This is a genomic window from Moraxella sp. K127 (genome assembly GCF_015223095.1).
Classification (GTDB): domain Bacteria; phylum Pseudomonadota; class Gammaproteobacteria; order Pseudomonadales; family Moraxellaceae; genus Moraxella.
In genome coordinates this window covers 14,361-27,836 of sequence record NZ_JADFBZ010000023.1, presented here as the reverse complement: position 1 = coordinate 27,836, position 13,476 = coordinate 14,361, and the positions used below count along the sequence as shown (strand labels likewise).

At 44.4% G+C, this 13,476-nt stretch carries 12 protein-coding genes; 4 read left to right on the top strand and 8 right to left on the bottom strand.

What is annotated here, in order from left to right:
* The first annotated feature begins 32 nt into the window (after window positions 1–32).
* Window positions 33–1,580 carry a cardiolipin synthase gene (gene cls / locus IM753_RS06580; protein WP_194108953.1) on the top strand — a complete coding sequence of 516 codons (1,548 nt, stop codon included), beginning with the start codon at window positions 33–35 and terminating at the stop codon, window positions 1,578–1,580.
* A 161-nt stretch (window positions 1,581–1,741) separates the two neighbouring features.
* Here the strand turns inward: cls and IM753_RS06575 are convergent, their stop codons facing one another.
* On the bottom strand, window positions 1,742–2,401 hold the full coding sequence (locus IM753_RS06575; RefSeq protein WP_065255263.1) for a heme exporter protein CcmB: 660 nt from the start codon (window positions 2,399–2,401) through the stop codon (window positions 1,742–1,744).
* Window positions 2,398–3,000 carry a heme ABC exporter ATP-binding protein CcmA gene (ccmA, locus tag IM753_RS06570; protein ID WP_065255264.1) on the bottom strand — a complete coding sequence of 201 codons (603 nt, stop codon included), beginning with the start codon at window positions 2,998–3,000 and terminating at the stop codon, window positions 2,398–2,400. The genes IM753_RS06575 and ccmA overlap by 4 nt, the downstream gene beginning before the upstream one ends.
* Before the next feature lie 374 nt (window positions 3,001–3,374).
* Here ccmA and IM753_RS06565 point away from each other — a divergent pair, with 374 nt between their 5' ends.
* Together IM753_RS06565 and IM753_RS06560 are read left to right on the top strand one after the other, a co-directional pair.
* Entirely contained in the window at window positions 3,375–4,061 is a 687-nt protein-coding gene (locus IM753_RS06565) for a hypothetical protein (RefSeq protein ID WP_194108952.1), read from the top strand.
* 3 nt (window positions 4,062–4,064) lie between these two features.
* The gene (locus IM753_RS06560; RefSeq protein WP_194108951.1) at window positions 4,065–4,970 is read left to right on the top strand and encodes a histone deacetylase; all 906 of its coding nucleotides are present in this window, start codon (window positions 4,065–4,067) and stop codon (window positions 4,968–4,970) included.
* 98 nt (window positions 4,971–5,068) lie between these two features.
* Here the strand turns inward: IM753_RS06560 and IM753_RS06555 are convergent, their stop codons facing one another.
* The 6 genes from IM753_RS06555 to IM753_RS06530 all read right to left on the bottom strand — a co-directional run bounded on the left by IM753_RS06555 (window position 5,069) and on the right by IM753_RS06530 (window position 11,453).
* Entirely contained in the window at window positions 5,069–5,890 is an 822-nt protein-coding gene (locus tag IM753_RS06555; protein ID WP_065255267.1) for a site-specific DNA-methyltransferase, read from the bottom strand.
* Between the two features lies 1 nt (window position 5,891).
* Window positions 5,892–6,734, bottom strand: a complete 843-nt coding sequence (locus tag IM753_RS06550) for a type II restriction endonuclease (protein WP_065255268.1) — start codon at window positions 6,732–6,734, stop codon at window positions 5,892–5,894.
* A 1-nt stretch (window position 6,735) separates the two neighbouring features.
* The gene (locus IM753_RS06545) at window positions 6,736–7,620 is read right to left on the bottom strand and encodes a DNA adenine methylase (protein ID WP_065255269.1); all 885 of its coding nucleotides are present in this window, start codon (window positions 7,618–7,620) and stop codon (window positions 6,736–6,738) included.
* A gap of 70 nt (window positions 7,621–7,690) precedes the next feature.
* Window positions 7,691–10,564 (bottom strand): valine--tRNA ligase, encoded by a 2,874-nt coding sequence (locus IM753_RS06540; RefSeq protein WP_194108950.1) that lies wholly within the window; start codon window positions 10,562–10,564, stop codon window positions 7,691–7,693.
* A gap of 92 nt (window positions 10,565–10,656) precedes the next feature.
* A complete protein-coding gene (locus IM753_RS06535; RefSeq protein ID WP_065255271.1) occupies window positions 10,657–11,091 on the bottom strand; it encodes a type II toxin-antitoxin system VapC family toxin in 435 nt (144 codons plus the stop codon).
* Between the two features lie 122 nt (window positions 11,092–11,213).
* A complete protein-coding gene (locus IM753_RS06530; protein ID WP_065255272.1) occupies window positions 11,214–11,453 on the bottom strand; it encodes a DUF1778 domain-containing protein in 240 nt (79 codons plus the stop codon).
* 161 nt (window positions 11,454–11,614) lie between these two features.
* Between IM753_RS06530 and lnt the strand changes: the two genes are divergently transcribed.
* Entirely contained in the window at window positions 11,615–13,246 is a 1,632-nt protein-coding gene (gene lnt / locus IM753_RS06525) for an apolipoprotein N-acyltransferase (RefSeq protein WP_370582831.1), read from the top strand.
* The last annotated feature ends 230 nt before the right edge of the window (window positions 13,247–13,476 follow it).

The window sequence follows — 13,476 nt, the reverse complement described above, 5'->3', positions numbered from 1 at the left end:
CCCATGTTTCTTTTACCATTAAGATAGCTTGCATGATAGATTCTAACCACTGGCTGTTTGAGCTGTTAGCCGTTTTGCACTTTATCATCATATTGGTGTTCATTGCCAATATCTTGATACATCAAAAGAACTATGGCGTGGCGATTGCGTGGATTGCGGTGCTGGCACTCATGCCGTATTTGGGGGTGGTGCTGTATCTGATTTTTGGGCAGATTTTCATCAGTAAACGCTATCAGCACCGCATTGACATGATTGAGACCATGCTCATTGACTTGGCAAGCCACCAAAACATCAATCTGGGCAGTGATAAAGACATCATCACCCACGACAAATGGCGAGCCTTGGCAGATAGGGGCGAGCGTGAGACAGGCTTTGGCGTGCAGGGCAATCACAGTGTAACTTTGCTGTCGGGGGCGGAGCAGGTGTTTGACGCACTCATCGATGACATTGATAACGCCCAAGAGTCGGTGTTGCTTGAGTTTTATATTGTCCACCCCAAAGGGCAAGTGCTGGACGTATTTGACGCCTTGGAGCGTGCTTGTGAGCGTGGCGTGTCGTGCGTGCTGTTGGCAGATAGCGTGGGCAGTGCCAAGTTTTTTGTCCATGAACGTTATCGCACCTTGACATCGGCAGGCGTGCGTGTCGAAGAGCTGTTTCCTGTGGGACTGTTCAAATCGTTGGTGGCTCGTGCCGATGTTCGCAATCACCGCAAACTGGTGTGTATCGATGAGCATGTCGGCTATACGGGCAGTTTTAATTTGGCAGACCCTAAGTTTTTTAAGCAAGACAGTGATGTCGGGCAGTGGATTGATGTCATGCTAAGGGTAGTGCATACGCAGGATTTGGGCGTGGTCAAAGCCATGGGGGCGGTCATCACGACTGATATGGGTGCCGAGACCGATGACAACGTGTATTTTTTAAAAAACATCATCAACGACTACCGCAACAAACTCACCAATCGCACCGCCACGCTGTTAACCACGCCCACACCCACACAAAAATCCTACCCCATAACCCACAACGTCCAATTACAACTGTTACCGTCCGCCCCACAACTGGCAGGGCATTTGGTGTATGAGACCATTGTTACGGCTCTATATCATGCCAAACGTGAGATTGTCATTACCACGCCCTATTTTGTGCCTGATGAACCGTTAATGCTTGCCCTACTAAGTGCCAAACGCCGTGGCGTGGACGTGTGTATCATCATGCCCAAAGTCAATGATTCTAAGCTGGTCAAATATGCGTCCCAAGCCTATTTTGAGCCATTGTTAAAGGCAGGGGTTCGTTTGGCACTTTATAAAAATGGTCTGCTACACAGCAAAATCATTAGCATTGATAAAGAATACGCCCTGTTTGGCACGGTCAATATGGACATGAGAAGTTTTTATCTTAACATGGAAGTAACCCTTGCCATTTATCGGGGTAATGAGAGCTACGGGCTGATTGATGAGATTGATGAGTTACAGCAGGATTATTTAAAAGGTTCTGATGAGCTGTCTTTTGATGAGTGGCAAGCCAGAAAGTGGCATTTAAAATTGCTAGACGGGGCGGTGAGACTGTTTAGTCCGTTGTTATAAAAGTGAAGTTATAAAAATGGGGTAATAAAAATGGGGGTAATAAAAATGGGGTAAGTCTGAACCGACCCCCAAATCTTAAAAAATACCTTTGTAGGGGCGTGCTTTCCATGCCCTTTGGTGGTGTATTTTGAATTTAAATGATTGTAAAACAAAAACCCCAATCAATCCGCCCACGCCATTTTTAAAATCCCTGCAATGACAAACGGCGTTATCATCACCGCCAAGATACTGCCTGCCCCGAGCATGGCAAGAATGGGCAAACCATTTAGCCCTGTGGCGTGCAAATCGACCGCCCCTGTGGCAAAAATCAGCACAGGCAGTTGCATGGGTAGGGCGATGAGTGGCACGAGTACCGCCCCATTTTTTAGGGTGAGTGTGAGCGAGCTTGCGATGGCAGACAGCATAAGAAGCATGGGTGAGCCGACCATGATAGACACCGCCAGCATGAGCGTGTCGCCCACAGGCAAGCCAAATAAAGGTATCGCCAGAAATGATAACACCGCCACAAAGCCTGCACTAAACAGCCAATGCACCGCCAACCGCACAGCGACCCATGTGGCAAGCGGAGCATTTGAGACGACAAGCTCGGCAAGCGTGCCATTATCAAAATCAGGGCGAAACAGCTCTTCGATACCCATAACGAGCGACAACAGCACCGCTATCCACACCGCCGAACTTGCCAAGCGTAACAGCGTGGCAGGCTCTGCCCCGATAGCAAGCGGAAACAGCGTGATGATGAGCAAAAATAGCACCAACGGATACAGCCACTGCACCGCCCCTTGACGTTTGATTTGCCATTCTCGTTGTAGTAGAGCTTTCATAGGGCGAACTCCGCTAAGTCTAGCACACGGTTTGCCCCTTGCATGGCTTGGTGGCTCGTGGCAAGGATTGCTCCGCCCATGTCTGCAAACTCACCCATGCGTTTTTCTAATTTGGCAACCATTGCCACATCTAGGGCGGTCAAAGGCTCATCAAGGAGCCATAAGGGGGCGTGGGTGGGGGTCATGATGAATAATCGTGCCAGTCCGATTCGTCTTTTTTGTCCTGCCGATAGCTGAATGCTGGACGTATCGCCCAAACCATATAGCCCGACCATGTCTAGGGCGGTATCAATGGTGTCATTATCCGCTTGTACGTCATACAGCGAAAACAAAAACCGTAAATTTTGGCTAACTGTCAAGGCAGGGCTAATACCAAGCTGATGAGAGACGTACACCAGTGGGGATTTGCTTATCGTGCCATGCGTGGTGGGCAGTAGTCCTGCGATTTGGTTGAGTAGGGTGGTCTTGCCCAGTCCGTTTTCGCCGACCAGATGACACACATCGCCTGCGTGTAGGGTGAGATTGACATCATCGCACAAGATAAAATCGCCCCGTCCAATGGCGACTTGGTGTAGTTGTAGGATTACTGAATGGGTCATGGGGCTGTTCTTGATTATAAAGTGTTATCATAGCAAATTTTGGGGGAAATTTGAATGTTATGTGGCGGATTTGGCAAATTTTAAAATTTAGCCATTTAATAAAAACACATTTTTAAATTTATCCCATAAATTACGCAAAACCGTGATTGACCCACCACACCCAAAAGATTTTAATAATTAAAGATAAATTGAAAAATCCCCAAAAACCCCAAATAATGCTTTTTAATTCCCTTATTTTTTGTTATGCTAATTCTTGAAATACGTCCAAGAAATTTTAAAATTATTACAGACGCAATGATGTGTGGATGTAGGGGCGTGGTAATTATCAAGCTCGTTAGGTATACAACTTCTTAAAATACAATCAAGGCAATCTTATGTTTAAAAAAATCAAAAGTCTATTTAAAAAACCCAAACCCGACACAAAAGCGGACACGACAGCGGATAACGTAGCGGACAAGGGGGCAGATACCCCAAAAACCGCCAAACCCAAACAAATCCTAACCGCCCCCACCGCCAAGCCCACATCGCACCCCATAACCTGCGATATCATGGCGTGGCTTGACAAACAAGACTGGAAATACGACCACCGCCCACCCGATGACGGCGGACACACACATCATCTTATCATGGGCTTTACCGACCGTGAGAACGACTGGACGTGTGTGTTTCGTATCAACGAAGACAATCAGCTTGTCTCGGCATTTGGCATATTAGACGACAGCGTGCCTGTGAGTCATTATACCGCCATGCTCATGGAGATTGCCAAGATGAACATGAACGTGAGCTTTGGCGGGATTGAGTTTGACCCCACAGACGGCGAAGTGCGTGCCAAGATTGCCTTTGACGTGGAATTTAATCCTTTAACCGACAAATTGCTCGGCTGTTATCTACAAGCTCTGGCAGGGCTTACCGAAGTGGCTCGGGGTATCATGACGCTTGTGCTGGCGGACGATGAGCCAAGCCAGTTTGCAGGGGATTATGTGGACGTGGGCGATGAGATAAAGGCGGTTGTGGACGATGAAAAGCGGACATTTTTTCTGCCCACCCACACCGCCCAATAAGCCATGCTAAAAATCGCCCATTCGCCCCTATTTTGCCGTAGTGTGCCAGCGTCCCACCGCTTTCCTATGGCAAAATACGACCTAATTCCCCAAAAACTGCTTCAAGAAGGCGTTATCACGCCTGACAATCTGTTCCACCCCCAACTGCTCTCCGAGCAAGAAATCCTAACCACCCACACCGCTGATTATTGGCACAAATTAAAAACAGGCACGCTAACGGACAAAGAAATCCGCAAAATCGGACTGCCCATGTCCGCAGAACTTGTCAAACGAGAACGCTACATCACGCACGCCACCTATGAATGTGCCTTATATGCCAAAGAATACGGCATATCGCTGTCCACATCAGGAGGAACACATCATGGATTTGCAGGGCATGGCGAGGGCTTTTGTGTGTTTAATGATGTGTGCGTGGCGAGCAATCTACTGTTGGCACGGGGGCAAGCCAAACGCATTTTGAGCGTGGATTTGGACGTACATCAGGGTAATGGCAATGCGTCTATCATGGCACATAACCCCCGTGTTTTTGTGTTTAGTATGCACGGCAAAAAGAACTATCCCTTTATCAAACCGCCGTCCGACCTAGACATAGAGCTTGATGACGGCACGGGCGATGATGAGTATTTGAGCGTGCTTGCGGGTACGTTGCCTAGGCTAATTCATGAGTTTTGTCCTGATTTTATCTTTTATCAGGCGGGTGTGGACGTGCTTGCTACCGATAAGCTCGGTAAGCTGTCGCTGTCCATGCAGGGCTGTCATGAGCGTGATGAAATGGTGCTAAGTGTCGCCCACCGCTACGGCATACCTGTCGCTGTCGTCATGGGCGGGGGCTATTCGGACGATGTGGATACGGTGGTGGAGGGGCATTGTGGGGTGTTTAGGGTGGCAAGGGGGCTTGTTGGGGGTTAATCTGCTAAATTATTGACGTACATAACGTAAAAAATATTCGTATCAACGTACACCATAATTCTCATTGATTGCCATTTCTATGGCTTTTTCTTTTGCGGTTAAATCACACTGATTTGCTCACGGATTTTTTGTTTAAATTCATATTTTGATTCAAGTGTCATTGCTTGGTAACGCCTTTTGGATAATTTCAAAAATCTCAATTCTTGTTCAATGCCAATATATTTCCTATCAAGCAATATTGACGCAATGCCTGTTGTGCCAGAACCTGAAAATGGATCTAAAATCAAATCGCCTTTTTGGGTAGATGATAATATAATACGAGACAAAAGACCGAGTGGTTTTTGAGTAGGGTGTTTACCTTGCATTTTCTCCCAAGAACCCACCGCAGGCAATCGCCATATGTCTTTTTGTTGTTTATCGCCATTTAGTTTTTTCATCAAATCATAGTTAAAATAATGTGGTGTCTTAGAATGTTTTCTTGCCCAAATTATCCATTCACTTGAATAAGTAAAATAACGGCAAGAAAAATTGGGCGGTGGATTGGGTTTTTCCCAAGTTATCATATTTAATATTTTAAAATTATTCTCTTTTAATACTTGACCAACAGTAAAAATATTATGGTGTGTGCCACTTACCCAAATAGTTCCATTATCTTTTAATAATCGTCTGGCTTGTGCTATCCATTCATGATTAAAATTATAAATACTAGCTTCATTGTCATTTTTATCCCATTCGCCTTTATTAACCGATTGGATAATGCCATTTTTAAAAGTTAATCCATCATTGGATAAAAAATAGGGCGGATCGGCAAATATCATATCTATGGAATTGTCCTGAAAATGCGACATAATATCAATACAATTACCTTGATAAATATTAAAGTTTTTATCATCTGATTCAAAATAAGAATTTAGTTTCATTTTACCAATCCCTTATAACACCTTCGCTATTTATTTGCTCAACAAAATCATGCAAAGTATATAAATTATAAACACAAGGAATGTGAGTATAGGCTTCTTGTAGTTTATTCTTGGCGGTTTTCCACCCTTGCCCATCGGTAATCCAAACAAATTCATACTGCGGATATTGATTGATTTTTGGGGCGACATCGGTATAAGCTCTGGCAACTTCATTTAACTTTGAGCCACCGCTATTATAATAATTGGTTTCAATCACATAAGTTTTTCTTTTGGTTTTGATGACAAAATCAAATTGCTTAACATCAGCTCCTAGGCTTTCAATGTCTGTAAAAATGGTGTTTCTAACTTCTTTTTTATAATAAATGTCTGCATTGTCAAATAATAATTGAACAGCTTTTGACATATTATCGCCACCACGATTTTTTCGGGCATTAGTATCTAAGCCTACTTCAATGCCAAACACATAATCAACCAAATTTTTGATGTTTTTATCTCTAAATACATCAGCAAGCCCTGTATTATTAAGAAAATCTATAATTTTATCCGCTGATTGAAAGTAGCTATTTAATGTTACCACTTGACCTTGCTCATCTAGACTTTTCTTTTGTTCCTTTTTTCTAACGGCAATTAATATTTCTAAGATAGAAAACGCATTTGGACATTCTGCATATAATTCATAAACTGCTTGTTTTAAATCATCTTTTCCTAATAAATAATTAAGCTGGTTTAAGTGAATCTCAATTTGAGCGACATTCTTTTTTACTTTATCAAAATCAGTAAAATAATCCAAAGTGGCATTGGTTTCTGACATACTATTTAAAAAATCATCAAATGCTAATTTCATATTAAGCTCCATTGCTGACCATGATTTCATTTACCTTTTTGCGACCATTACTGTTGGCACTAATGGTGCGATTGGCTTGTACTCTCTCTATTTTAAAACCTTGATATAATTCGTCAAAAAATTCATCAGATGAATTGGTGTTTTTTGGATCGGAATTGCTTAATAAAAAATAATGACCTAATTCATCTATTTTTTTACAAAAATTAGCCAAGCGTTTTTGTTCGTTATCATCAAATCCACTATCGGAATAAGAAGTAAAACTTGCGGTATCGCTGATTGGACGATAAGGCGGATCAAGGTAAAATAGGCAGGGAAAATTATTTGGCAAATGAGCCAAAACCAATTCAAAATCACCTGTTAGTATTTTGGTATTTTGTAGCTTTTTTGAAATATTTAAAATATTTTCTTTATCTACAAATGTTGGTTTTTTATAACTGCCAATGGGGACATTAAATTGATTGTTTTTATTAACACGATATAAGCCATTAAAAGCAGATTTATTTAAAAATATAAATAACCCTGCCTGTTCAATATTATTACTGGTTCTTTGATTAAAAACATCTCTTTTGTGATAAAAATAAGGTTTTTTGCTTTCTAGATCTGTTAATTTATCATAGTGATTTTGTAAATTTTCAATATATTCTATCAAATCATCAGGATTATTTTTAATGACTTGATACACATTGATTAAATCGGCATTGTAATCATTGATGATAAGCTGTTTTAGATGTGGCAAATCGGACAATGCCCATAAGGACACCGCCCCACCACCAACAAAAGGCTCTACCAAACAAAAATCTTGTGAATAGACAAAATCAGGCAAGCGTTTTTGAATCTCATCAAGCAAAGAACTCTTACCGCCAGCCCATTTTATAAAAGGTTTCATTTATTTTTTCATCACTAAGTGGCATATTGGGCAAATAGATTATAAAATAATCTATTTGCCGTTATTGGGATTACAAACTACTCAACTGCCCCACCTGCTTCTCAATCTCTCCAATTTGCCCGTTCAACTCCGCCAATTTCGCCTTTTCCGCTTCTACCACTTGGGCAGGAGCTTTGGCGACAAATCCTTCATTGGATAGCTTTTTACTAATTGCGTCCGCTTGGGCTTGCAGTTTTTCACGCACTTTATTTAGGCGGTTTAGCTCGGCGGTTGGGTCAATCAAGCCTTTCATCGGCACCAGCACTTTTAGCGAACCAATCAAGGCTTGTGATGACAATGGAATCTCGTCATCATCGCCGACAATGGTTAGCGTTTCAACCTTAGCAAGGGCTTTAAACTGGCTTTCAATGCGTGCAAGGCTCGCTCTCTCTTCGTCCGTTACGCCTTGCAGTAGCACAGGCAGACGCACGGCATTGCCCAGTTTCATCTCGCCACGAATGTTTCGCACCGCACCGATAAGACTTTGTAGCCACGCCATGTCGCTTTCGGCTTGCTCGTCAATGCGTTCATCGTTTGGCACAGGGAATGGGGCAAGCATGATACTCTCGCCTGTCTGCCCAAGCATGGGGGCAAGCGTTTGCCAAATCTCTTCGGTGATAAACGGCATAATGGGGTGCGTCAAACGCAAAGCAACTTCCAGCACCGACAACAGCACACGGCGAATCTCCGCTTTACGCTCATCAGGCACGCTCTCATCGTTTAGGATAGGCTTGACAAGCTCCACATACCAGTCGCAGTATTCATTCCAAATAAAGTCATAAATCGCTTGGCTTGCCAAATCAAAACGATACGTCTCAAACGCCAAATTCACCGCTTGCTCGCATTTTTGTAGTCGGCTTATTATCCATTTTTCGGACAACTCCCACAGCTCGGGGCGGGGCGTGTCGCTGATTGGCTTACCTTCTACATTCATCAACACAAAACGAGTGGCGTTCCAAATCTTATTACAAAAGTTACGATACCCTTCCACACGTTTTAGGTCAAAATTGATGTCTCGCCCTGTGCTAGCTAGGCTTGCAAAGGTAAAACGCACCGCATCTGTGCCATAGGCAAGAATGCCTTCGGGGAACTCTTTACGAGTGGCTTTTTCAATTTTAACCGCATCTTTGGGGTTCATAAGTCCCGTGGTGCGTTTTGCTACCAGACTTTCTAGGTCAATACTGTCAATCAAATCCAAGGGGTCAAGCACGTTGCCCTTAGATTTACTCATCTTTTGCCCTTCGCTATCACGCACCAAGCCATGCACATAGACGGTGTGAAATGGCACTTGTGGCTTGCCGTCCTTGTCCTTGACAAAATGCAAGGTCATCATAATCATACGGGCAACCCAAAAGAAAATGATGTCAAAGCCTGTAACTAGGACGCTTGTGGGGTGAAAGTTTTGTAAAATGGTGTTGTCAAAGTCGGCATCTGTTCCTGTCCAGTCCAGCGTGCTAAACGTCCACAGAGCCGAGCTAAACCAAGTGTCCAACACGTCTTCATCTTGACGAAGGGGGGTGTCGCCCAAGCCATATTTAGCACGCACTTCATCTTCATCACGCCCCACATACACACCGCCATTATCATCATACCACGCAGGAATGCGATGACCCCACCACAGCTGACGACTGATACACCAGTCTTGAATATCACGCATCCACGCCATGTACATATTGGTGTATTGCTCAGGGACGAATTTGATGTCGCCATTTTGCACCGCTTGAATGGCAGGCTCGGCAAGGGGGGCGATTTTGACGTACCATTGGTCGGTCAAAAGTGGCTCAACAATCACGCCAGAGCGGTCGCCACGGGGGGCTTTTAGGGTGTAGGGTTCAATTTTTTCAAGCCAGTTTTCGTTTTGGGCTTGCTCCACGAGTTTTTTACGAGCGACAAAACGGTCAAGCCCTGCATACTCACTAGGTGCGGTGATGTGGTCGGAGATTTGCTCGCCTGCTTTGGCAATAAAGTCAAATTCTGCCTTAACGTGTGCATTTTCATCAAAAATATTGATGAGTGGCAGGTTGTGGCGTTTGCCAAGTTCATAGTCGTTAAAGTCGTGAGCAGGGGTAATTTTGACACACCCTGTGCCAAAGTCTTTTTCTACATAATCGTCCGCCACAATCGGCACTTCACGCCCCGTAATCGGTAGGACAATCGTTTTGCCAATCAAATGGGCGTAACGTTCATCTTCAGGGTGTACCGCCACGGCACTATCACCAAGCAGGGTTTCAGGGCGTGTGGTCGCCACGACAAGGTAATTTTTACCGTCTTGGGTTGTCAAATTTTTGTCGGCAAAATAATATCTAAAATGCCACAAATTACCTTGCTCTTCTACGCTTTCTACTTCTAGGTCGGATAGGGCGGTGTGCAGTTTGCAGTCCCAGTTTACCAAGCGTTTGCCACGGTAAATCAAGCCTTCATCATGCAAACGGACAAAGACTTCTTTAACCACTTTGGATAAATCATCGTCCATGGTAAAGCGTTCACGAGACCAGTCCACGGACGAGCCAAGACGGCGGATTTGGCGAGTGATGTTGCCACCCGACTGCCCTTTCCATTCCCACACTTTTTCAATAAACTTCTCACGCCCCAAATCATGACGGCTAATGCCGTCTAAGCCCAGCTGACGCTCCACCACCATTTGCGTGGCGATACCAGCGTGGTCGGTACCTGGTTGCCATAGGGTGTTGTAGCCTTTCATGCGATGAAAGCGAGTCAGAGCGTCCATAATGGTGTTATTAAAGCCATGCCCCATATGGAGCGAGCCTGTTACGTTTGGCGGAGGAATGGCGATAGAGAAAGATTTTGGCTTATCAAGGGTGGGGCGAAAATAGCCCTTGTCTTCCCAAGTGGTGTACCATTTTTGTTCAAGTTCGGACGGGGTGTAGGTTGTGGGTAGGGTCATGAGAGTACCTTTAAATGCTTTGAATTGAATATAAAATAAAAACCCCTAATTTTACCGTAAAATTGGGGGTTTGGGAAAGGGTATTTTGATTTTCATGGATTAAAAGGGTTAAATAGTGCTAATTTATCAATACCATCAAAATCTTTGATGTTTCTTGGAACAACTGTCAAACCATTGGCAAGGGCAATGCTGGCAATCAATGCGTCTGCCATTAAAATAGGTCTGCCTTGCTTTTGGCGGTCGCTGATGACTTTGGCATAATGCTCGGCACTTTTGGTGCAAAATGACAATGTGTGATTTTCAAATAATGCCAAAATCTCATCGGTGGCTTGGGATGGTTGTCGTTTTCTTTTGCCATCAGATAAATTTGCCACGCCATACAATAACTCAGCTTTGGTAATGGTGCTAATAAAAGCCGTGGGGTGCTGATTTAGCCAACGAATGACATTTAAATTAGGTTCTGGCTTATTTAATTCTGAAATAACATTAGTACACTCTGCAAAATGAAAAAGTGCTACGCTCTCCATTCATGGCGATCCCGTCAAGCCATAAAAGAAACCGAATTTTTGACGAGCTTAGGGCGAATGGTTTCCGTAGTAAAATTAAATTTTGTTAGCTGTATCTAATAAATAGCTGACTGATAAATCATTCATGACTCAATGTGTCTTGGGTGATCGGTGCGTTGCGGTAAACTAAGTTCAGGAAAATCCGCCTTTGCAAAAATCAGATGAATACGCTCGCCCAAGCCCTGTGCTTGCGGTTTGTCCGTCATGGCTTGTACTGCTTTTTCGTAGGCACTCATCACGATAAAATCATGCACACTTTGCCCTTGCTCTTTGGCGACTTGGGCGATGATTTGCTCGGTTTGGGGTGGTAGGTCTATAATCATGGCGTTCCCCTTTATTTTGGGTTGTTAGGGTGTATTGTATACCGATTAACTCCCCCTTGGCAATCTTGGCGGTACACTCGGATTGCCCGATTGGGGATGAAAAGATGACATTTACCCCGAAAATTTGCTAAAATAAGCGGTTATTTGCCTTGTTCTTTGTCATGACCCATCAAGCCACTTCCGTCAGCATGCCAGCTTCCCGACTTGCCAAGCGTGCCACTCGCCAAAAAATCACCACCAAAAAACGCCTGCCACTCATCATTCCTGTTCTGTTGTGCCTGATGGCAGGAGCGATGTTCTCATTGTCGCTTGCCCCCTATAAACTATGGACGATAGCCATACTCTCGCCCATGGTGCTGTATGCTTGTCTGGTGGGCGAAGAGAAGGCGGGGCGTGCGTTTTGGGTGGGGCAGGCGTATGGCTTTGGGCTGTGGGCGGTGGGGGCGTTTTGGCTTTATACGTCCATTCATGAGTATGGCAACATCCCGATATGGCTTGCCCTTATCATGATAGCACTGATGGCATTTATCATGGGGCTGTTCCATGCGGTGATGGCGTGGATGTTTGTGCGTTTTATGGGTCGTCAGCCTTTGGCGTTTGCATCTTTGTGGGTGATACAAGAGTGGATAAAGACATGGCTACTGACGGGATTTCCGTGGCTGTTTGTGGGCTATGCTTTTGCCGATTTGGCGTGGATAAGCTCGCTGGCACCGATGTTTGGCGTATTTGCCATCAGCTTTGTGGCGGTGCTGTTCGGGGCGAGTGTGGTAGAAGTGTTTCGCCAAAAATTAGGGTTTTTGTTCATCAGTGCTTTTTTGGTGTTGTTTGCCATATTGGTGTGGGTCATTGACCCCAAATGGACGACCCCCACGGGCGAGAGATTGTCCATGTCGCTCGTGCAGGGCAACATCCCCCAAGATTTAAAATGGCTAACCGAATACCGCCACGAGACCCTAAACATCTACGCCCAGCTGTCAGAGAGTGAATGGGGGCAGGATGTCGTGGTGTGGCCCGAAGCATCCATTCCCATGTTCCAAGACGAAGCGTGGGCGTTTATCCATGACGTACACACTCATGCTCGCACACAGGGAGCGACATGGGTCATGGGCATTCCTTATCGGGACATAGAGCATTATGACCCTGCCGAGCGAGATTATCCACATCTATATAATAGTGTGTTGGCATTGGGTGAGAATAGTGGTGGTCTGTATAAAAAGCAAAATCTTGTCCCCTTTGGCGAGTACATTCCTTTTGAGGGGATGTTGAATATTTTGCCTGATTTGGCAGGCATGCAGGATGTAGTCAGTTTTAGCCGTGGCAATGACAACCAAAAGCCATTACTGGTCAAAAATCAGCCCATGGGGCCGGCGGTGTGCTACGAGGTGGCATATCCTGACACCACTCGCAAAAACGCCAAAGACACCCAATTTCTCCTGACTGTCTCAAATGATGCGTGGTTTGGCACGAGTGCCGGTCCTTTGCAACACCTACAAATGGTGCAAATGCGAAGCATAGAGACAGGGCGTTGGTTTGCACGGGCGACCAATACGGGCGTGACGGCATTTATTGATGATAAGGGACGTATCATCAGCCAAGCGACCCCTTTTGTGCCAACGGTGTTGCGTGGGGATGTGCCGATGATGACAGGGACGACACCTTTTATGCGATGGGGCAGTTACCCGATACTGATATTGTGCTTGTTGCTCATCGGGCTTAGCTTTGTCGTCAGACGTCAAAACCTTTATGATGCCAGTCATGAACTGTACTATCAAGGCGATGGCGTGCGAGACTGATGACAAAAAATGTAAAAATTACCCATAATTTTAATATGGGATTGTACAAAATGGTAAAAATTGGTATATAATAGAGAAAAATTTATGTCTTAAAAATAAAACTCATGTAAGCATTTGATGAGTGAATTTTAAAAACTGTAAAATTTTAAAAATTTGACATTTAAAACTTTGTAAAGGTTTTAAAAATCGTATCATTAAATGCCCAAACAAACGGTTAAATCAAACCCATC